The 18,370-nt window shown below is 58.8% G+C and carries 22 protein-coding genes and 1 tRNA gene; 12 read left to right on the top strand and 11 right to left on the bottom strand.

Translation table 11 applies throughout. From position 1 onward, the window contains the following. The first annotated feature begins 51 nt into the window (after nucleotides 1–51). From ACR0CE_RS08395 to ACR0CE_RS08380, 4 genes are read left to right on the top strand one after another with little or no spacing between them, the layout of a single operon-like run. Nucleotides 52–1,263: an NAD(P)/FAD-dependent oxidoreductase gene (locus tag ACR0CE_RS08395; protein WP_480773091.1), complete on the top strand. Its 1,212-nt coding sequence runs from the start codon at nucleotides 52–54 to the stop codon at nucleotides 1,261–1,263. Further along, nucleotides 1,260–1,820, top strand: a complete 561-nt coding sequence (rsmD, locus tag ACR0CE_RS08390; RefSeq protein ID WP_480773092.1) for a 16S rRNA (guanine(966)-N(2))-methyltransferase RsmD — start codon at nucleotides 1,260–1,262, stop codon at nucleotides 1,818–1,820. Before ACR0CE_RS08395 ends, rsmD begins: the two co-directional genes overlap by 4 nt. After that, entirely contained in the window at nucleotides 1,813–2,448 is a 636-nt protein-coding gene (locus ACR0CE_RS08385; protein ID WP_480832154.1) for an HAD family hydrolase, read from the top strand. Before rsmD ends, ACR0CE_RS08385 begins: the two co-directional genes overlap by 8 nt. A 25-nt stretch (nucleotides 2,449–2,473) precedes the next feature. Beyond that, nucleotides 2,474–2,653 carry a hypothetical protein gene (locus tag ACR0CE_RS08380; RefSeq protein ID WP_480506529.1) on the top strand — a complete coding sequence of 60 codons (180 nt, stop codon included), beginning with the start codon at nucleotides 2,474–2,476 and terminating at the stop codon, nucleotides 2,651–2,653. Here the strand turns inward: ACR0CE_RS08380 and map are convergent. From map to sfsA, 3 genes are all read right to left on the bottom strand, one after another. Further along, complete coding sequence (map, locus tag ACR0CE_RS08375) at nucleotides 2,641–3,453, bottom strand: type I methionyl aminopeptidase (RefSeq protein WP_209598440.1); 813 nt, start codon at nucleotides 3,451–3,453, stop codon at nucleotides 2,641–2,643. The genes ACR0CE_RS08380 and map overlap by 13 nt on opposite strands. 137 nt (nucleotides 3,454–3,590) lie before the next feature. Beyond that, a complete protein-coding gene (locus ACR0CE_RS08370) occupies nucleotides 3,591–4,160 on the bottom strand; it encodes a hypothetical protein (RefSeq protein WP_480831869.1) in 570 nt (189 codons plus the stop codon). Between the two features lie 52 nt (nucleotides 4,161–4,212). Continuing rightward, entirely contained in the window at nucleotides 4,213–4,923 is a 711-nt protein-coding gene (gene sfsA, locus ACR0CE_RS08365) for a DNA/RNA nuclease SfsA (protein WP_480831867.1), read from the bottom strand. A gap of 50 nt (nucleotides 4,924–4,973) precedes the next feature. Between sfsA and ACR0CE_RS08360 the strand changes: the two genes are divergently transcribed. Genes ACR0CE_RS08360 through ACR0CE_RS08345 form a run of 4 tightly spaced genes read left to right on the top strand, consistent with a single transcriptional unit; the run spans nucleotide 4,974 to nucleotide 7,890 of the window. After that, nucleotides 4,974–5,696 carry a competence/damage-inducible protein A gene (locus tag ACR0CE_RS08360; RefSeq protein ID WP_480474277.1) on the top strand — a complete coding sequence of 241 codons (723 nt, stop codon included), beginning with the start codon at nucleotides 4,974–4,976 and terminating at the stop codon, nucleotides 5,694–5,696. Beyond that, a complete protein-coding gene (locus tag ACR0CE_RS08355; protein WP_480547226.1) occupies nucleotides 5,693–6,403 on the top strand; it encodes a GNAT family N-acetyltransferase in 711 nt (236 codons plus the stop codon). Before ACR0CE_RS08360 ends, ACR0CE_RS08355 begins: the two co-directional genes overlap by 4 nt. 15 nt (nucleotides 6,404–6,418) lie before the next feature. Next, nucleotides 6,419–6,991, top strand: coding sequence for a peroxidase-related enzyme (locus ACR0CE_RS08350; RefSeq protein WP_209505114.1), 573 nt, complete (start codon nucleotides 6,419–6,421; stop codon nucleotides 6,989–6,991). After that, on the top strand, nucleotides 6,988–7,890 hold the full coding sequence (locus tag ACR0CE_RS08345; protein ID WP_480487058.1) for an OmpA family protein: 903 nt from the start codon (nucleotides 6,988–6,990) through the stop codon (nucleotides 7,888–7,890). Before ACR0CE_RS08350 ends, ACR0CE_RS08345 begins: the two co-directional genes overlap by 4 nt. Here ACR0CE_RS08345 and ACR0CE_RS08340 read toward each other — a convergent pair. Continuing rightward, nucleotides 7,883–8,845 carry a sodium-dependent bicarbonate transport family permease gene (locus ACR0CE_RS08340; RefSeq protein ID WP_480487060.1) on the bottom strand — a complete coding sequence of 321 codons (963 nt, stop codon included), beginning with the start codon at nucleotides 8,843–8,845 and terminating at the stop codon, nucleotides 7,883–7,885. The genes ACR0CE_RS08345 and ACR0CE_RS08340 overlap by 8 nt on opposite strands. 98 nt (nucleotides 8,846–8,943) lie before the next feature. Between ACR0CE_RS08340 and ACR0CE_RS08335 the strand changes: the two genes are divergently transcribed. Beyond that, nucleotides 8,944–9,861 carry a LysR family transcriptional regulator gene (locus ACR0CE_RS08335; RefSeq protein WP_480484577.1) on the top strand — a complete coding sequence of 306 codons (918 nt, stop codon included), beginning with the start codon at nucleotides 8,944–8,946 and terminating at the stop codon, nucleotides 9,859–9,861. Between the two features lie 51 nt (nucleotides 9,862–9,912). On the opposite strand, the gene ACR0CE_RS08330 is transcribed toward ACR0CE_RS08335, so the two are convergent. After that, a complete protein-coding gene (locus ACR0CE_RS08330; RefSeq protein WP_209505110.1) occupies nucleotides 9,913–10,818 on the bottom strand; it encodes a LysR family transcriptional regulator in 906 nt (301 codons plus the stop codon). A gap of 423 nt (nucleotides 10,819–11,241) precedes the next feature. Here ACR0CE_RS08330 and ACR0CE_RS08325 point away from each other — a divergent pair, with 423 nt between their 5' ends. Next, on the top strand, nucleotides 11,242–11,850 hold the full coding sequence (locus ACR0CE_RS08325) for a LysE family translocator (protein ID WP_480831864.1): 609 nt from the start codon (nucleotides 11,242–11,244) through the stop codon (nucleotides 11,848–11,850). A 20-nt stretch (nucleotides 11,851–11,870) separates the two neighbouring features. Here ACR0CE_RS08325 and ACR0CE_RS08320 read toward each other — a convergent pair whose 3' ends face one another. Next, complete coding sequence (locus tag ACR0CE_RS08320) at nucleotides 11,871–13,898, bottom strand: FAD-dependent oxidoreductase (protein ID WP_480831861.1); 2,028 nt, start codon at nucleotides 13,896–13,898, stop codon at nucleotides 11,871–11,873. A gap of 137 nt (nucleotides 13,899–14,035) precedes the next feature. On the opposite strand from ACR0CE_RS08320, the gene ACR0CE_RS08315 reads away from it, so the two are divergent. Then, nucleotides 14,036–14,521: an RNA pyrophosphohydrolase gene (locus ACR0CE_RS08315; RefSeq protein WP_480773098.1), complete on the top strand. Its 486-nt coding sequence runs from the start codon at nucleotides 14,036–14,038 to the stop codon at nucleotides 14,519–14,521. 988 nt (nucleotides 14,522–15,509) lie between these two features. On the opposite strand, the gene ACR0CE_RS08310 is transcribed toward ACR0CE_RS08315, so the two are convergent. Then, entirely contained in the window at nucleotides 15,510–15,857 is a 348-nt protein-coding gene (locus ACR0CE_RS08310; protein ID WP_480487070.1) for a cupredoxin domain-containing protein, read from the bottom strand. Continuing rightward, nucleotides 15,857–16,378: a DUF4142 domain-containing protein gene (locus tag ACR0CE_RS08305; RefSeq protein WP_480556396.1), complete on the bottom strand. Its 522-nt coding sequence runs from the start codon at nucleotides 16,376–16,378 to the stop codon at nucleotides 15,857–15,859. Before ACR0CE_RS08305 ends, ACR0CE_RS08310 begins: the two co-directional genes overlap by 1 nt. 136 nt (nucleotides 16,379–16,514) lie before the next feature. On the opposite strand from ACR0CE_RS08305, the gene ACR0CE_RS08300 reads away from it, so the two are divergent. Continuing rightward, on the top strand, nucleotides 16,515–17,468 hold the full coding sequence (locus ACR0CE_RS08300) for an AraC family transcriptional regulator (protein WP_480495906.1): 954 nt from the start codon (nucleotides 16,515–16,517) through the stop codon (nucleotides 17,466–17,468). Here ACR0CE_RS08300 and ACR0CE_RS08295 read toward each other — a convergent pair. The 3 genes from ACR0CE_RS08295 to ACR0CE_RS08285 all read right to left on the bottom strand — a co-directional run bounded on the left by ACR0CE_RS08295 (nucleotide 17,459) and on the right by ACR0CE_RS08285 (nucleotide 18,177). Next, nucleotides 17,459–17,635: a hypothetical protein gene (locus tag ACR0CE_RS08295; protein ID WP_480831859.1), complete on the bottom strand. Its 177-nt coding sequence runs from the start codon at nucleotides 17,633–17,635 to the stop codon at nucleotides 17,459–17,461. The genes ACR0CE_RS08300 and ACR0CE_RS08295 overlap by 10 nt on opposite strands. 34 nt (nucleotides 17,636–17,669) lie before the next feature. After that, complete coding sequence (locus tag ACR0CE_RS08290) at nucleotides 17,670–17,972, bottom strand: DUF6538 domain-containing protein (RefSeq protein WP_480832152.1); 303 nt, start codon at nucleotides 17,970–17,972, stop codon at nucleotides 17,670–17,672. A gap of 118 nt (nucleotides 17,973–18,090) precedes the next feature. Then, a tRNA-Leu gene (locus tag ACR0CE_RS08285) sits at nucleotides 18,091–18,177 on the bottom strand. Between the last annotated feature and the right edge of the window lie 193 nt (nucleotides 18,178–18,370).

Below are 18,370 nucleotides of genomic sequence, written 5' to 3'. Positions count from 1 at the left end.
ATAGGTGGTCTGAACACGGTGACCACTTGAAAACTGCGGGGTAGGCAAAGCATGAGCCATATTGTCGTGATCGGCGCGGGGCAGGCAGGCGCGTCTTTGGTGGCCCGTCTGCGCAAGGACGGGTTTGAGGGTGAAATCACTCTGATCGGGGCCGAGCCGCATCTGCCTTATCAGCGCCCGCCCCTGTCCAAAGCCTATCTGCTGGGCGAGATGGAGCTTGAGCGTCTGTTCCTGCGGCCTGAAAGTTTTTATACGGAAAACAACATCACCCTGCGTCTGGGTCAGCGCGTCACCGGTATCGACCCCAAGGCCAAAACGGTCACGCTGGGGGATGAGGTTATCTCTTACGACGAACTGGCGCTGACCACCGGATCGGACCCGCGCCGCCTGCCTGCCGCGATTGGTGGCGATCTGGACGGTGTGCATGTGGTGCGCGATCTGGCCCATATCGACGAGATGGAGCCCAAAGTGACCGAAGGCGCCCGCGCGCTGATCGTGGGCGGCGGGTATATCGGGCTCGAAGCTGCCGCTGTCTGCGCCAAGCGCGGCGTCAAGGTCACTCTGATTGAAATGGCCGACCGTATCCTGCAACGGGTCGCAGCGCCCGAGACCAGCGATTATTTCCGCGCGTTGCACAGTGCATACGGCGCTGACATCCGCGAGGGTGTCGGGCTGGATCGTCTGATCGGCGAAAACGGCAAGGTCACCGGCGCGGTTCTGACCGACGGCACAAAGTTGGACGTTGATTTTGTAGTGGTTGGCGTCGGCATTGCACCCGCGACCCAGCTGGCCGAGATGGCCGGGCTGGAACTGGATAACGGCATCAGGACCGACGCCCATGGCCGCACGTCCGACCCGTCGATCTGGGCGGCTGGCGATTGCGCCTCTTTTCCGCATGGCGAAGGCCGCATCCGTCTGGAAAGCGTCCCCAACGCCATTGATCAGGCCGAGATCGTGGCCCAGAACATGCTGGGCGCGGCCAAGGATTATGTGGCAACCCCGTGGTTCTGGTCGGATCAATACGACGTCAAGCTTCAGATCGCGGGCCTGAACACCGGATATGACCGCGTGGTGACGCGGCAGGGCGAAGGGCAGACCGTATCCTTCTGGTATTACAACGGTGACAAGCTGATTGCGGTCGACGCGATGAACGATCCGCGCGCCTATATGGTTGGCAAGCGCCTGATCGAGATGGGAAAAACGGCAGACCCGGCCGTCGTGGCTGACCCGGATGCAGACCTTAAACCGCTGCTCAAGGCATGAGGATCATCGCCGGAGAGTTCCGCGGTCGCGCCCTGACCCCCATCGGCAAGGGCGATGCGGGCGCACATCTGCGCCCGACCACCGACCGGGTGCGCGAAAGCCTGTTCAACGTGCTGGTCCATCAGATCGATTTCGACGGCCTGCGCGTGTTGGACCTGTTTGCTGGCACCGGGGCGCTCGGGCTCGAAGCACTGTCACGCGGCGCGGCGCATGTCACCTTCGTCGATGACGGGCGCGTGGCGCAGGGTTTGATCCGCAAGAATATCGACCTGACCCGCAGTGCCGGGCGCACCGACCTGATCCGCCGGGATGCAACCCGGTTGGGCGAAAATCCGGGCGCACCCTACGATCTGATCTTTCTGGACCCGCCCTATGGCAAGGCCATGGGTCAGAAAGCCATTGCCGCGCTGTCCAATGGCTGGATCGCGGATGATGCGCTGCTGGTTTGGGAAGAAAACTCACGGATGCAGGCTCCGGCCGGGTTCACGTTGCACGAAAGCCGCAAATATGGCGACACGTATATTTCATTGATGCGGAACGGTGATCAAAGTGCATGATCTGGTCATTTTCGATTGCGATGGCGTTCTGGTCGACAGCGAGGTGATCTCGAACCAGGTGCTGGCGGACAATCTGGCGGGCTATGGCCTGCACCTGACCTTGCCCGAATGCATGTCCCTGTTTGTGGGCGGAACCATGGTCGGGGTGCGCGACAAGGCGCGTGCGATGGGCGCTGATCTTCCCGAAGACTGGATTGATCAGGTCTATGCCGAAACCTACGACCGCCTGCGCGCCGGTGTGCCTTTGGTATCTGGTGTCGCGGACCTGCTTGCGGCGCTGGATCAGCGGGGCATCCCCTATTGCGTGGCCTCAAACGGCAGTCCGGACAAGATGCAGATCACGCTGGGCCAGAACGGGCTTTGGGACCGGTTCAAAGATGTGATGTTCTCGGCCCATGTGCTTGGCACCGGCAAGCCTGATCCAAAGATGTTCCAACTGGCGGCCGAGAATTTTGGCGCACAGGCCCCTGTGGTCATCGAAGACAGCCACAATGGCGTTACGGCCGCAATCCGGGCCAATATGCGCTGTCTGGCCTACGCGCCGCATGGCGGTGGTGACAGGCTGGCCGATCTTGGGGCCGAGGTGATCACGGATATGTCACAGGCGCACCCGCTGTTGGGACTCTGACCCCCAACTGTGCTAGGGTGCAGCCATGGACCATGCTCTGACACCCTTTGTCTGGACAGTCTCCCGCGACGCCGAGGTTACGACGAAACCTGACCCCAACCCCCTGCGCGCGCCGGTGTTCATCCACGATGCGGTTACCCCTTGGGGGGCTGAGACGATGCTGCTGAAACTCCTGCGCGAACAGGTCGCCGATCAGGACGAATAGGTCGGGTGAAACTTGCCGCCCGGTGACAGGGTAAAGATATCGACCCCATTTGCCGTTACGCCCACCGAATGCTCGAACTGTGCCGACAGCGACTTGTCGCGGGTCACAGCGGTCCAGTCATCGGCCAGCGTCTTGGTTTCGGGGCGGCCCAGATTGACCATCGGCTCGATGGTAAAGAACATGCCTTCCTCAAGAACCGCGCCTGTGCCGGGGCGGCCATAATGCAGCACATTCGGCGGTGCGTGGAACACGCGGCCCAGACCGTGCCCGCAAAAGTCGCGAACAACACTCATCCGGTGCGCTTCGACATAGGCCTGAATGGCATGGCCGATATCGCCGAACGTGTTGCCCGGTTTGACCATCTCGATGCCCTTGAACAGCGCGTCATGGGTTACCTGGATCAGACGCTCGGCCTTGCGCGGCAGCTTGCCCGCCACATACATGCGCGAGGTGTCACCGAACCAGCCATCCACGATGACGGTCACATCGATGTTCAGGATATCGCCATCCTTCAGCTTCTTGTCACCGGGAATACCGTGGCAGACCACATGGTTCACACTGATGCAGCTGGCGTGTTCATACCCCTTATAGCCGATCGTGGCCGAGGTCGCGCCCGCATCCTCGACCATCTGCGTGATCAGCCCGTCAAGCGCACCCGTAGTCTGACCGGGAAAGACATGCGCGGCAATGTCATCCAGAATCCGCGCCGCCAGAGCGCCCGCCGCGTGCATCCCGGCAAAATCACCCTGTTCATAGATGCGGATACCGTCCTTGGTCAGGCGGCCACGATGCTCTTTCATCGACGCAAAGCTCCAAATGTTACGCGCGGCACTTCTTTTACGCTGCTTGTGCAGAAAGTACCAGAGGGCGCTGAGTTTCGGGTTAGAAACTCTTGGACTTGCTCTTACGGGGATGCTTGCCAAGCTTAGCATGGCTTTCAAGGCAGGTGATACTGAGTTGGAAAGACGCCGAAATCGGTGCCAGGACCGACCAGAACAATTTGCCTTCCGGTTCTCAGTCTACTGCGAACACCTTTTGGGACATCACAAATGACATTAATCGCTCGCGCCGTGTCTTTTAGCGCGACGGGTCTGGGGCAACGTCGATGACCCCCCATATCCGGATCGCTCACAACAAAGGTTATTTCGACTGTTCGAAAGGATGGAAGAGATAAAAGCATCGGGGTCGTGGCCGCGACAATTAAGAATCCCGTAAATGCTCCGACAACTGGCATGAACAATATGGCCAAGAATGTTGTCAATGAAGCCGAAAACTGGATGCCTTCAGACAGGCTGAGATGAACTGCCCAAAGTGCGATTGCCGCCGAAAGCGCGCCGACTACACATGCTGGCCAAAAGGTCCAAGAAACCCAAGTTGGAGAAGGAACAAAAGGTACACCAATAAATCGAGTCAAGACAGGAGCGCCGCCTAAGGCTATGAGTGTCAGCGAAGTTGTTCGAACCAGTTTTTCCAACTTTTCACTCTCGGTGTTAGATTGAGCCGACATCGATCTGTCCTTTGAAAATACCTTTGTGTGGGATTCAAATGCTTGGTGCAGCTTATAATTCTTCACAACGAATGATTGATGATGCCAACCAGATTCCATCCGGCGAAATCCGCGTCCCGCAAATCATCCGCTCTACCCCCATCGCCTGTGCCGCCTCAAAGGCCGCTGCATAGACCGGGTCGATATCCGCGGCCAGCGCGAACCGGTTGCAATCGGTGCGTTGCACCAGGTACAGCATGATCGCCCGGTGCCCCTGCGCTGCCGTCTGTGCCAGCTCGCCCAGATGTTTGGTGCCGCGGGCGGTGACGCTGTCGGGGAACTCGGCCAGACCGGGCTGGCGGGACAGCGTCACGCTTTTGACCTCGATATAGGCATCTGGCAGGCCGGGGCCGCTCAGCAGGAAATCGATACGGCTGTTTTGCCCGTATTTCACCTCGGGCCGGACGGTGTCATAAGCGGCCAACTCGGGGATCTCGCGCGCCTCAAGCGCTGCCCGCAGGGCGCGGTTCGGGACGGAAGTATCGACCCCGGAGAAATGCCCGTTTTCGTGATCCACCAGCCGCCAGCCGAATTTCAGCTTTTTCTTCGGGTCGTCATTGGGCTCAAGCCAGATCAACTGGCCCGGTTCGGCCAGCCCCATCATGGATCCCGGATTGGCGCAATGGGCAGTCACTTCGTGCCCGTCTTCCAAACGGCAATCGGCCAGAAAGCGTTTGTAGCGACGGATCAGGCGGGCGGGGACAAGAGGGGTTCCAAAACGCATGTCTCACGGCCTATACCTGCCCCTGAAGACGATCAAGAGGAGTCCGCGCCATGGCCAATCCAACCGCAGCAATGCTGGTGATCGGGGATGAAATCCTGTCGGGCCGCACCCGCGATGCAAACATGCATTATCTGGCGCAGGAGCTGGCAAAACACGGCATCGATCTGAAAGAGGTCCGCATCGTCAGCGATGACGCCCCCGCCATCGAAGCGGCGGTCAAAGCGCTGTCTGACAGCCACGACACCGTCTTTACCAGCGGCGGCATCGGCCCGACCCATGACGATATTACCGCCGATTGCATTGCGCGCGCCTTTGACACCCCGATTGACGTTCGCGACGACGCGCGCGCGCTGTTGCAGGCGCATTACGACAAATCCGGGCTGGAACTGAACGCCGCCCGCCTGCGGATGGCGCGTATCCCGGATGGCGCGACATTGATCGACAATCCGGTCTCGACCGCGCCCGGTTTCACCCTGAAGAACGTGCATGTGATGGCCGGGGTGCCGCTGGTGTTTCAGGCCATGGTCGCCAGCGTCCTGCCCACACTGACCGGTGGCAGCCCCCTGCTGTCGCAAACCCTGCGCGTGGACCGGGGCGAAGGCGATATCGCCGCCAACCTGTCTGCGCTGGCCGAGGATTTCAGCGATCTGTCCATCGGCTGCTATCCGTTTCAGATCAACGGGGCCTTTGGGGCCAACGTGGTGGTACGCGGCACCGATGGCAGTCGGATTGACGCGGCCATGACCCGTCTGGCGAAAGAGCTTGCGCTTTGAGAGGCGACTGGGCGGACATCGTCGACGGCACATGGCCTGCCGCGCGGTATCGCAGGCTGGGGCCGTTTCAGCTGCGCGAAGGGCAGGGCGGCGGCTCGCGTGTTTCTGCGGCCAATGCGCTGGCCCGGGCCAGCGATGCAGATATCGACGCGGCCGAGGCCGCGATGCAGGCCATGGGGCAGAAATCCATCTTCTGCCTGCGCCCGGGGGATGAGGCGCTGGATGCAAAGCTGGCGCAACGGGGATATGACATCCTTGATCCGGTCAACATCTATACGTGCCCCGTCTCTCACCTCACCGATCAGCCGATCCCTCCGGTCATGGTGTTTTCGGTCTGGGAGCCGCTTGAAATCATGCGCGAAATCTGGGCAGCTGGTGGGATCGGGCCCGAACGTCTGGCGGTGATGGAGCGCGCGAAGGGTCCCAAAACCGGTCTGCTGCTGCGCCACAACGACCAACCCAGCGGCGCAGCCTTCGTGGCGATGCATGGCGATGTCGCGATGCTGCATGCGCTTGAAATCCTGCCCGCGCACCGCCGTCAGGGGCTGGGTCAGTGGACCATGCGCGCCGCGGCGATTTGGGCAGGTGACAACGGCGCTCAAACCTTCAGTGTGATCTGCACCAAGGCCAATGAAGGTGCCAATGGTCTCTATTGCGCCCTCGGGATGGAGATCGCCAGTGAATACCATTACCGTCACCTTGTCTGAACAAAAGGGGTCGCCATGACACAGAAAGACATGCCCACCGCGCTGAACCTGCCCATGGTCGATCCGCTGCCGCCGGAAACGCAGAAATATTTTGATATCTGTGTCGAAAAGCTGGGCATGGTGCCGAATGTGCTTAAGGCAAACGCCTTCGATATCGACAAGCTGAACACGTTCACGGCGATGTATAACGATCTGATGCTGGCCAACAGCGGCCTGTCCAAGCTGGAGCGCGAGATGATTGCCGTGGTCGTATCGTCGATCAACAAGTGCTTCTACTGTCTGGTCGCACACGGCGCGGCGGTCCGGCAGCTTTCGGGCAACCCGCAACTGGGTGAGATGCTGGTGATGAATTACCGTGTTGCACCGATCGAGCCCCGGCAGCGCGCGATGCTGGACTTTGCCGCCAAAATGACAACCGCCAGCGCCGAGATCGAAGAGCCCGACCGCCAGAAACTGCGCGATGCAGGCTTTACCGACCGCGACATCTGGGACATCGCCAATGTTGCCGGGTTCTTCAACATGTCCAACCGGGTGGCCAGTGCCACGGCAATGGTACCCAACCCCGAGTATCACGCGCAGTTTCGATGATCCGATCAGCCGCCCTTATCGCCACGCTGCTGGCGGGGCCGGTTCTGGCGCAGGACCTGACCCTGCCAGCCAGCGCCCGCCAGATCAGCGACCGTACCTCGCCGCTGGACAGCTATGACCTGCCAACGGGGCCTTATGCGAATGGCGCGGTGCCTGCTGACACCCTCGAAGGCCGGGTTGAACGCTACACGTGGCGGCTTCAGGCGGGCTCAAGCACAACCCTTCAGCTTCTGACCCCGCTGCGCGACCAGATCGAGGCGCAGGGCTACAAGATTCTGTTCGAATGTGATGCCCGCGCCTGTGGCGGGTTCGATTTCCGCTTTGGCACCGAGGTCGTTCCGACCCCGGACATGTATGTCGCCATTCAGGATTACCGTTTCCTGTCGGCCACCAAGGGGCCTGTTGCCCTCAGCCTGTTGGTCAGCCGCAACCCCCCGGACGGGTATGTCCAGATGATCCGCGTCACACCCCAGAATGCACCGGACCCTGTTCCGGTCGTGATCGAACAGGCAGTCGAGGGGTCGGGCGGGCTGATTGAGGCGCTGGCAACATCGGGTCACGTGATACTGGACGATCTGCATTTCCCAACCGGTGAGGTTGCGTTGGGCGAAGGGACATACGCCTCTCTGACCCTGCTGGCCGGGTATCTGGCCGAAAACCCCAAGATGCGCCTAGCGCTGGTGGGGCACACCGATGACACCGGCGCGTTGCAGGCCAATATCGCGGTCAGCAAAAGCCGGGCCGAGTCGGTCCGCACCCGTCTGATTGATGCGCATGGTGTGGCCGCCGACCGGATCGAGGCGCAGGGCGTCGGCTATCTGTCCCCGCTCACCTCGAACGCAACCCCCGAAGGGCGCGAGCTGAACCGCCGGGTCGAGGCGGTCTTGCTCGTCAACTGACCCACCACAGGTAGAGCGGCAGTCCGACCGTGATGTTGAACGGAAAGGACACCCCCAGCGACAGGGTCAGATAAATCCCGGCCTCGGCCTTTGGCAGTGCGATTTTCATGGCGGCCGGAACCGCGATATAAGACGCCGAGGCCGACAGCACCATGAATAGGAACAGGCTGCCTTGCGGCAATCCGATCACCGCACCGACGGCCCAGGCCATCAGCGCGCCGATCAGGGGCATCAATACGCCAAAGGCGAACAGGCCAACCGACAGTTTGTCGCGATTGCTGATCAGGCTGCGCCCAGCCGAAAGCCCCATATCCAGCAGGAACAGGCACAGGATGCCAGTGAAAGGCGTTACGATGAAAGGCGCGATCATCTGCATGCCTTCACCCCCGGTTATGGCTCCGATCAGGAACGCCCCGGTCAGCAGCACAATCGATCCATTGGCCAGCAGATCACGCCACAGCTTGTCATCCTTGACGCCATTGCCGCTGGTCTTGTGCGCCAGCCACAGCGCCGACAGAATGGCCGGCACCTCCATCGCTGCCGCAACCGCCACCATGAACCCGTCATGGGCAAGACCTACCAGATCCAACAGGCTGGTGGCGGTGACAAAGGTGACAATCGAAATCGAGCCGTAATGCCCTGCGACCGCCGCTGCATTCAACGCATCCAGCCGTGTCATAACCCTCAGCAGGGCAAAGGCCACGAAGGGGATGGTAAAGGACAGGGCCACGCCGCCCAGCAGGGTCAGGAACAGTTGCAGGTGGATGCCATGCGCGGCCAGGCTGGCACCGCCTTTGAACCCGATGGCCAGCAGCAGGTAAAGCGACATGAACTTGGCCGCGCCCGCCGGGATAGACAAATCACTGCGCACAAAAGCCGCCAGAAGCCCTAGGGCAAAAAACAAAATGGTGGGCACCAGCAGATTGCTGGACAGCGTCTCGATCACTCCGGGCATACTTGACTCCTGATCCCTCGTTTCAGGGCTAGGTGCCTTGCAAAATTGATTTCGCCAAATACTATCTTTTTAAGTTTAACATAGTTTCAGGCTATGAAATGCGTCCAACCTTGCGCCAATTGGAATACATCGTCACGGTCAGCCGCCTCGGGCGGTTCAGTTTGGCCGCCGAGGTGCTGAATGTCAGCCAACCCAGCCTGTCAGCGCAAATTGCGACCGTAGAACAAGAGCTTGGCGTTCGGATCTTTGACCGCAACCGCGGCGGAATTCAGGTGACGACAAAGGGGGAAGAGTTCATCTCGCGCGCGCAAAAGATCCTTGCCGAGGTCAAGGACCTGCGCCACGCCATGACCAACGATATGCCTGTCGGAGGAAGGTTGCGACTGGGCGTTTTGCCTTCGATCGGGCCGTACCTGCTGCCGCAAGCCATCAAAGAGGTGCACCGCCTGCGCCCGGGGTTGCGCATTGTCGTGCGCGAGGAAAACACCCGCGATCTGGAACAGGGTCTGAAATCCGGTCGGTTTGATCTGATCCTGTCAACGCCCGAAGATCACCCCAATACCGTGCAGCACCGTTTGTTCAACGAACCCCTCTGGGTCGCGGTGGCCGTTGACGACGTTCTGGCACAAGACCCACAGGGCGTCAGAGCGGCCGACTTGCAGAACCGGCTGTTCCTGACCCTTGACCAAAGCCACCGCCTGTCGCGTATCGTCTATGCGCTGGCAGCCGAGTGCGGTGGCGTGGTTTCGGACGAATATGAAGGCACAACGCTTGATTCCATTGTCTTGATGGCGGCCTCGGGGGTTGGGGTTGCGGTACTGCCGGATCTGTTTGCCCGCAGACAGGGCATTTACCGCGACGAAGTACGGCTGCGCCCGCTGTCCATTCCCAATGCCAATCGCGATATCGCATTGCTGGCGCGCAATGCCGAAACGCCGCCGCCGGGCCAGAACGTATTGATGGAAAGCCTACGCTCTTCCGCGCGATCCATCGGCCTGACGGTGATCGGTTCATAAAAAAGGCCCGCACTTTGACATGCGGGCCAAAGGTTGGTCTTCAGGGAGAAACTACCAATCCATCGGGCTTTTGTCTTCGAATGCATCGACCAGAAAATCGATGAAGGCCCGTACTTTGGGTTGTGTGAAGCGGCCGGGCGGATAAACGGCGTAAATGCCCTGTACCTCGTCCGGCAGGGACGGCATGGCATCGACAACCCGCCCCGACTTCAACGCTTCGGCATAAAGATAGCTGGGCAGATACGCGATCCCCAGCCCCGAGATGGCCGCGTTCAGCAGCGACTGGCCGTCATTCACGCTCAGCCAGCCCGCGGTGCGCACCTGACGCTTTTCACCGGACGGTGCGGTCAGCTTCCAGACATTGCCTGACGACTGGCTGGAATAGTGCAGCAGCTTGTGTTCGTTCAGATCGTCGATCTTCTGCGGGCGCCCGAACCGTTCGATATAGCTGGGCGCGGCAACCATGCGTTTGACCGTTTCGGTCAGCTTGCGGGCGCGCAACGTGCTGTCTTCCAGCTCTCCGATGCGCACGGCCACGTCAAATCCCTCGGAAATCAGTTCGACATAGCGGTTGTTCAGAACCATGTTCACGGTGATGTCGGGGTAGACGGCCAGGAAATCGGACAGGACCGGCGACAGGTGATTTACGCCGAAATCCGTGGCAACGCTGATGCGCAGCAGACCGGACGGAGCCGATTGCATCGATGTGACCAGCGAATCCGCTTCACCCGCATCATTCAGAACGCGACGCGCGCGGTCATAATAGGCCAGGCCGATTTCCGTCGGCGACACCCGGCGCGTGGTGCGGTTCAGCAGCCGGGCTCCCAGACGCGCTTCGAGGCTCGAGACGTGTTTGGACACGGCCGATTTGGAGATGCCCATCTTCTTGGCCGCATCGGTGAAGCCACCCTGGTCCACCACATTGGCGAAGGCTTCCATTTCGGTCAGTCGGTCCATTCTCGTTCCCCAGATCTTGATTTCCAACCCGACTATCGCTCTGAATCTGGGCGGAATCGGGGCATACATGGGATAATATCAGGGATTTGAATCGGATCGTTTGCGTATCAGAAACGCAGAAACAGTGGTTTCCAAACCGGCCCCGAACCCTGCGATACTGCATTTTCCGCGCAATCCTTCGTTTCTGTTCATCTTAGAATGGCATTTTTGTGACCACAGAAGGGGTCAGGAAATCCGTTTTCTCCGTCTCCGTCCTTGTCGGTCTTTTGGCCGGGGGCGCGGAACCCCGAAAACCCTTTGCAAAGCCAAGTTTCACCACCCCGTCCGACGGCAACACCGGGCCGTAACCCCTGTTCCCTGACCGATCGGTATTTACATCTTTGCGGATGTTCGCGACCCTGCGCGCATTTGCAGGGGGTTTGAATGTCACTGGAATTCTTCATCACTTCCATGATCGTCGTGCTGCTGCCGGGCACCGGTGTCATCTACACACTGGCCGTTGGCCTTGGCCGCGGTTTCCGGGCCAGCGTTGCTGCCGCGGTCGGATGCACAGTGGGAATCGTTCCCGCTGCCGTGGCCAGTATCGTCGGGCTTGCCGCATTGCTGCACACCAGTGCCGTGGCGTTTCAGCTCGTGAAATACCTTGGTGTCATTTACCTTTTCTACATGGCGTGGGGCATCCTCAAGAGTGGCGGCGCCTTGGATGTCACCGCCGACAAGACCGCGAAAAGCAGTTTTAAGATTGCCATCACGGGAACGCTCATCAACGTGCTGAACCCCAAGCTGTCGCTGTTCTTTCTGGCGTTTCTGCCGCAGTTCCTGCCAGCCGACACGGCGAACGCAGGGGGTGCGCTGATCCAGCTGGCACTGGCCTTTATGGGCATGACCTTTGTTGTCTTCGTCGGATACGGGGGCTGCGCAGCACTGGCCCGCGACTATGTGATCCGCCGTCCAACGGTGATGAAGTGGATCAGGCGGAGTTTTGCAACGGCCTTTGGCGCACTGGGTGCAAAACTCGCGCTGTCCGACTAGGAAACGCTAAACCGGGGCGATCAGAACTTCGCCGCCAGCCGCGTGCCCTGATTGATCGCGCGCTTGGCGTCCAGCTCGGCGGCGACATCCGCACCCCCGATCACATGGGGGGTGATGCCCCGCTCGATCAGCGCGTCCGCCAGTGACCGTTCGGACACCTGACCGGCACATAACACAATGGTATCGGCCGCGATCACCGTCGGGTCTGCGCGCTCTTCGCCAAAGCTGACATGCAGACCGTCATCGTCGATGCGTTCATAATTCACGCCGCCCACGAAATTGACGTTCTTCATCTTCAGCGTTGCCCGGTGAATCCAGCCAGTGGTTTTGCCCAAACCCTTGCCATGCGCCTGTTTCTTGCGCTGCAACAGGGTGACCTGACGTGCGGGGGCGCTGGGTTGCGGCCCCTCGGGCGCCAACCCTGCACGGTGCTCAGCCGGGTCCGTCACGCCCCATTCCTTCATCCATAGCGGCAGGTCGGTCGTGGCGCTGTGACCCTCTTCCAGCAGGAACTCGGACACATCAAAGCCGATGCCACCGGCCCCGATCACGGCAGCAGACTTGCCAACCTCAGCCTTGCCGCGCAGCACGTCGATGTAACTCAGCACGTTGTCCCGATCCTGCCCCGGTATCTGCGGATCACGCGGGCTGACACCGGTGGCGATGACCACCTCGTCAAAGCCGGTCAGGTCATCTGCGCCTACCTCGCGGTTCAGTTCCACTTTCACGCCCAGTTCATCCATCATGGTGCGGTACCAGTCGACAAGACCCCAGAATTCTTCTTTCCCCGGCACCTGCTTGGCCATGTTCAGCTGCCCGCCGACCTCATCAGCGCGGTCGAACAGGGTAACATCGTGGCCGCGCTGGGCCGCGATCATTGCGGTCGACAGACCGGCAGGGCCTGCCCCCACAATGGCAATGGATTTGCGCGTTTTAGCCGGTTCAATCACCAGCTCCGTCTCATGACAGGCGCGCGGGTTCACGAGGCACGAGGTCAGCTTGCCGCTGAACGTGTGATCCAGACAGGCCTGATTGCAGGCAATGCAAGGCGCGATCTTTGCGGCCTCACCCGCAATCGCCTTGGCCACGAAATCCGCATCCGCCAGCATCGGGCGGGCCAGCGAGACCATGTCGGCGCAGCCGGTCGAAAGAACCTCTTCGGCCACCTCGGGCGTGTTGATCCGGTTCGATGTGATCACCGGTATCCCCACCTTGCCCATCAGCTTCTTGGTCACCCAGGCAAAGGCCGCGCGCGGCACGCTGGTGGCGATGGTAGGGATCCGCGCCTCGTGCCAGCCGATCCCGGTATTGATGATCGTGGCCCCGGCCTTTTCGATCTCCTGCGCCAGTTGCACCACCTCGTCATGGGTCGAGCCGTTGGGTACCAGATCGATCATCGACAGCCGGTAGATGATGATGAAGTCGGTGCCCACCGCCTCGCGCGTGCGGCGCACGACCTCGATCGGCAGACGCATCCGGTTCTCATAAGACCCGCCCCAGCGGTCGGTGCGCTTGTTGGTATGGGTCACAAGGAACTGGTTCAGGAAGTACCCTTCCGACCCCATGATCTCGACCCCGTCATAACCCGCCTTTTGCGCCAGTGCGGCGGCGTTGACGATATCGCTGATCTGCTTCTCGATGCCCTCTTCATCCAGCTCAGTGGGCGGGAACGGAGAGATCGGCGATTTCACCGGGCTGGGGGCCACGCATTTCGGCCCATAGGCATAGCGCCCCGCATGCAGGATCTGCATTGCGATCTTGCCGCCCGCTTCATGGACGCGCTGCGTCACGATGGAATGGTGCGCCACATCCTTGTCGCTCACCATCATCGAAGCCCCCGGCAGGACCGAGCCTTCAAGGTTCGGACCAATCCCGCCCGTCACCATCAGGGCCACGCCGCCCCGCGCCCGGTCGGCATAGAACTCGGCCACCCGGTTCCAGTCGCCGGTCTCCTCAAGCCCCGTATGCATCGAGCCCATCAGCACGCGGTTTTTCAACGTGGTAAAGCCCAGATCCAGCGGGGCCAGCATATTCGGGTACGCAGTCATGGCGGAACTCTCCCTCCAGAATTTGCCCGCTAGATTGACGTTCGCGTCAACTTTGTCACGCGAAACCCCACGTCACCCTCTTTGCTGTGGCGCCGGTGATTGCTAGAGGTGGGCGGAACAACCCGATGAGGCCGCGCATGACCCCCGAAGAAATCGCCAAACTGCCCTATCGCCCCTGCGTCGGGCTGATGCTGATGAATGCCGAGGGGAGGGTTTTTGTGGGTATGCGAAACGACGGCCCACAAGACGCCTGGCAAATGCCGCAGGGCGGTGTGGACAAGGGCGAAGATCCCCGCGACGCAGCCCTGCGAGAGCTGTGGGAGGAAACCGGGGTCACGGCTGATCTGGTCGAAATCATCGCCGAAACCGAGGGCTGGCTGCCCTATGACCTGCCCCATGACATCGTGCCCCACATTTGGAAAGGTCGCTATCGCGGGCAGGAACAGAAATGGTTCCTGCTGCGCTTCACCGGCGCCGACGATCAGATCAACATTGAAACTGATCACCCGGAATTTACCCGTTGGAAATGGCAAGAGCCCGACCAGCTGATCGCGGAAATCGTGCCCTTCAAGCGCGATGTGTATGAGCGTGTGGTCGAGGCATTCATGGCCCATCTGTCGTAACAGCGGCGACTGAACCGTAATGGCCCTTTTGCGAACACCATCACGCCTCGGAATGCGGGCGGCGTAGGGATTCGCTTGGCAAATGCCATAGACGGCTTGGGTTTCAAAGCCGCGCCACAATTCACATCACTGAACAGGGCGTAGGGTACCAAGGGTTCCGCCACGGAAATCGGAGTATAACGCCTTTGTGATCGACATTTTTCTTCAATATAACAATAAGTTGAATAGCGGCCGCTCTCCGTCGCCAAAATTGAGGCATAAACGCAGACATAAACCAAATTTACTCCAATTTCCGGCCACAATCTTGGGGCCAAAGTCGGCAACGCATTCCAAGCTGGTGGAGTAAACAACCGTGAACTTTTAGTCGTTTTTCCCAAAATCGCATCCAGAAACATCGATTCAAATCTGTGATTTGAGAGACCGCACCCACCAGCTGATCGTGGGGAAATCGACCCGTAATCCTCTTAAGAAGGCCAAAGCAGAAAGCATCCTGAAGGCCCGAATTCAACACAATAACCCTGCGGTGACCAACCAGTGCATCTGAAGGCGCCGCGCATAATGGCGTGCGATTTCTTCGGGTGCGACGCGTTATTTCAATCCAAAAGGAAAACGTGACAAAACAGCAGGATCATAGGAATGGAATTGGTCCGCCACCGAATATCACGACAACTTCGCGCGTATACTCTGCCTCTGACACTCCCTCGTTCTTGCAGGTGTGCTTTTCGTATTCTTCGGCCGCGGGTTGAACAGGCACGCCGGGTGTAAAGCCATTGGAATACTCATTTGCCTGGCACGCGTCTGCGGGTGTCTGATTGCTGAGTGATGAGTGTGGTCTGATGTTGCTGTAATCGTATTACCAAACGCGCCGGGTGGAAATCTCACCGAATAATTGGGGCGTTTGGACGTAGGTTTTTTACGGGTGAATGAGGTGACTCTGATGAAGAAATCAAAACACGGCGACGCTCAGTTCCCCGCGTTTAGCCGCTGATTAATCTTTCACTATGATAGTCCCCTTCATATGCGGGTGAAACACGCAGAAATAGGTATAAACCCCGGGTTTGTCGAATACCACGGCTGCCTTTTCGTTCCGCTCTAGCGGTCCGGTGTCCCAGTCTTGCATCTTTTGTTCCGTTGCGGTGTGAGGCGCGATGTCCAGATTGGTCCAGATCACCTCATCACCGACCGAAACTTCGAGTTTCTCAGGCGCGAACTTGAATTTGCGAATGGAAACCTGATGGCTGGTTGCCCCGGCGGACGCAACCTGTGCGCCAGCCAGAAGAGTAAGCGGTGCCGCACCCAGTACGGCACCAAACTTTCTGCGTGACAGTACAGCCATCAGCCGCAATCCAGCCCAGACACCATCTGTTCGGCGTGGCCTTCATGCTGTTTGAATGTGGCAAGAGCATCCTGCAGCAGGTTGGTGAGCGGCTCAACGGTGGTGTTGGGGATGAACTCGTCCTCAACCGTTTTGTTCACGATCTGATGATAGGCGAGCTCATTCTGAGCGTAGGCGCAATCAAAGGCTTTGCCGCGCAGCCCGCTCAGCTCATCGCGTTTCTCGACCGAACCTTTAACCAGGGCCTGGCTAAGGGCGTTGTCCTGGGGCGTTACATTCAGTTGTTGGATCAACGCCCCAGCAGCTTGGTTCACGGCCGCATGATCACGGATCATTGTGTTTGCAAAATCCCGAACGTCGTTATTGTCGGACACAGCAAGAGCAAGATGCGCATAGCGGATGTCGATTTCACCGGCAGTGTACGCTGTATGCGCGATCTCAAGATCGTTCATCTTGTTCTCATCTGCAACAGCAGCATAGCCGACGACGACAAGAGCAGCAGAAAGGAAAGCGGTTTTCATCTGGAATCTCCAAAGTTGATTGAAGCCCTGATATGCGTACAGTTTGCCTTGTCTTTGAATTACCTGCCGTCCAGAAGACATGCCCTATCGTTCGAACATGTAGACAGATATCGAACTCTTGGTAATATCGGCAATCATGCTTGATCTGCTAAGTGATATTCTGACCCGCCTGTCGCTCAAGGGGACACTGTATTTCCGCACCAGCCTTAGCGAACAGCCCTGGGGGATCCAGGTGCCGGCGTTTCAGAACGTGGCCCGGTTCCACTATGTACATCGCGGTGAGTGCGTGGTGCGCGTCGCGGGAGAAGATCGGGCGCTACGCCTTACCAAAGGCGATCTTGTCCTGGTTCCACACGGGGCGGCGCATACGTTGAATTGTCGTGTTTCGGGCCCGGAAGACGCCTTGCCGCTGGATGACGTGCTGGAAAGGTCCGGCTATGATGGTAAGGGTGTTCTGGTGTATGGCGGCAACGACCCCAACATGGAGAACCAGCTGATTTGTGGTCATTTTTCACTAGCCGAAGGATCAAGGCATCTGTTGCTTGACCGATTGCCGCCAAGCATTGTCATCCGGGATTATGGCGCCGAGGCCAGCGATTGGCTGGAAGCGACGTTGCGCGTGATAGGGTCCGAGGCAGGGTTCGGCCGTTTTGGAGGTGATTTGATAGCGCTGAAGATGTCAGAGGCGATTTTTGCGCAGGCTATCCGGTGCCATATCGAAGATACCGCCAGAACAGGGGGAAAACTCGCTGGTTTCGCCGATGTTCATCTTACCCGCGCATTGACGGCGTTCCATAACGACCCGACAGCGCAGTGGAGTGTCGATTCTTTGGCCAACAGGGCGGCATTGTCTCGGACAAGTTTCGCAATGCGGTTTTCCGAGAAGCTTGGGATCACACCGATGCAATATGTGACTGCATGGCGTATGCAGATTGCCCGCAGCGCGTTGGTAGAGAAAGGTGTCAGTGTTGCCGAGGCCGCGGATCTGAGTGGGTATTCCTCGGAAGCAGCGTTCAGTCGCGCATTCAAGAAAGAGATCGGGCAACCGCCTGCCAGATTTCGAACCTCTGCGTTACCCACTCAGGTCTGAACGATCTGCAATGTTGCCGGGTATGCATTCATTCCAACGACAGTGCTCAAAAGTACCTGTTGCTGAGGAGCACACTTTTCCGTCGCAAAACAACGGAGAAGAAAGTTGCCGCTTTTTGCCACCAAAGAAATATCCGCCCTTATCGATAATCCCGCGGCCATCGCCATGATGGTGCTCCTTTTGTTCTCGGACTGGGCATTTTCAACCTCTGTCTGACGTCAGGCAGACTATTCGAGCGCGACCATTTCCTGCCTGCTTTCTGGGTCTTTTCCCATCAACCTGAAATACTCTTTCGGCCCTTCTGACACTTTTCCAGAACCCATTTTGTTCGGTGACTTTTCTCTGAGCCAGAACAGTCGCTTCCTTGGGGTCTTTCGTTTGGAGAGCAAAATTGAGTTTGTTTCGCTTGCTTAGCTTGGGGTAGTGCTTTCGAACGTCTTGGGGAACACGCCTACGAAATTTCCAAACACCATTGGAGTTCTTTTGTTCAGTGTATCTAGCCATGAGCAGAATCGCTTCTGCTTCAAAGATGATTAGAGGCATTGCGTCACCTCTTGTGTCACCTTTACAGGTCTGAAATTTCCGCTAAGTTCTTGGAATTTATATATTTTTGGGGAAGTAATGGTGCCCAGGAGAGGACTCGAACCTCCACGTCCATACGGACACTAGCACCTGAAGCTAGCGCGTCTACCAATTCCGCCACCTGGGCAGGTGTCGTGGAGCGGCGTTTAAGCTGACTGGCGGGGGGCGTCAACCGGATTCTGAATGAATTTTGAAAGTTTTTTGAATTCGGTTTTCGAACTGAGATTTTGGCCTGAGTATTTCATGACCGGCGCGGCGAATTAGTGCCTTGTTTGGCTGGCCTGCGAGCGTTAGTTCTAGAGCGCAATTTCTCAGCAGGA

The sequence above is a fragment of the Ruegeria sp. L11 genome (genome assembly GCF_056531755.1).
Note: the sequence above shows the minus strand (reverse complement) of the source record. Positions and strands in the feature narration are given on the sequence as shown.

Excerpts from the sequence above, each read along its gene's own strand:
- ACR0CE_RS08395 (WP_480773091.1), top strand. The coding sequence starts at position 52 with ATGAGCCATATTGTCGTGATCGGCGCGGGGCAGGCAGGCGCGTCTTTG.
- rsmD (WP_480773092.1), top strand. The coding sequence starts at position 1,260 with ATGAGGATCATCGCCGGAGAGTTCCGCGGTCGCGCCCTGACCCCCATC.
- ACR0CE_RS08380 (WP_480506529.1), top strand. The coding sequence starts at position 2,474 with ATGGACCATGCTCTGACACCCTTTGTCTGGACAGTCTCCCGCGACGCC.
- map (WP_209598440.1), bottom strand. The coding sequence starts at position 3,453 with ATGAAAGAGCATCGTGGCCGCCTGACCAAGGACGGTATCCGCATCTAT.
- ACR0CE_RS08370 (WP_480831869.1), bottom strand. The coding sequence starts at position 4,160 with ATGTCGGCTCAATCTAACACCGAGAGTGAAAAGTTGGAAAAACTGGTT.
- sfsA (WP_480831867.1), bottom strand. The coding sequence starts at position 4,923 with ATGCGTTTTGGAACCCCTCTTGTCCCCGCCCGCCTGATCCGTCGCTAC.
- ACR0CE_RS08360 (WP_480474277.1), top strand. The coding sequence starts at position 4,974 with ATGGCCAATCCAACCGCAGCAATGCTGGTGATCGGGGATGAAATCCTG.
- ACR0CE_RS08350 (WP_209505114.1), top strand. The coding sequence starts at position 6,419 with ATGACACAGAAAGACATGCCCACCGCGCTGAACCTGCCCATGGTCGAT.
- ACR0CE_RS08345 (WP_480487058.1), top strand. The coding sequence starts at position 6,988 with ATGATCCGATCAGCCGCCCTTATCGCCACGCTGCTGGCGGGGCCGGTT.
- ACR0CE_RS08340 (WP_480487060.1), bottom strand. The coding sequence starts at position 8,845 with ATGCCCGGAGTGATCGAGACGCTGTCCAGCAATCTGCTGGTGCCCACC.
- ACR0CE_RS08335 (WP_480484577.1), top strand. The coding sequence starts at position 8,944 with ATGCGTCCAACCTTGCGCCAATTGGAATACATCGTCACGGTCAGCCGC.
- ACR0CE_RS08330 (WP_209505110.1), bottom strand. The coding sequence starts at position 10,818 with ATGGACCGACTGACCGAAATGGAAGCCTTCGCCAATGTGGTGGACCAG.
- ACR0CE_RS08325 (WP_480831864.1), top strand. The coding sequence starts at position 11,242 with ATGTCACTGGAATTCTTCATCACTTCCATGATCGTCGTGCTGCTGCCG.
- ACR0CE_RS08320 (WP_480831861.1), bottom strand. The coding sequence starts at position 13,898 with ATGACTGCGTACCCGAATATGCTGGCCCCGCTGGATCTGGGCTTTACC.
- ACR0CE_RS08315 (WP_480773098.1), top strand. The coding sequence starts at position 14,036 with ATGACCCCCGAAGAAATCGCCAAACTGCCCTATCGCCCCTGCGTCGGG.
- ACR0CE_RS08310 (WP_480487070.1), bottom strand. The coding sequence starts at position 15,857 with ATGGCTGTACTGTCACGCAGAAAGTTTGGTGCCGTACTGGGTGCGGCA.
- ACR0CE_RS08305 (WP_480556396.1), bottom strand. The coding sequence starts at position 16,378 with ATGAAAACCGCTTTCCTTTCTGCTGCTCTTGTCGTCGTCGGCTATGCT.
- ACR0CE_RS08300 (WP_480495906.1), top strand. The coding sequence starts at position 16,515 with ATGCTTGATCTGCTAAGTGATATTCTGACCCGCCTGTCGCTCAAGGGG.
- ACR0CE_RS08295 (WP_480831859.1), bottom strand. The coding sequence starts at position 17,635 with ATGGCGATGGCCGCGGGATTATCGATAAGGGCGGATATTTCTTTGGTG.
- ACR0CE_RS08290 (WP_480832152.1), bottom strand. The coding sequence starts at position 17,972 with ATGGCTAGATACACTGAACAAAAGAACTCCAATGGTGTTTGGAAATTT.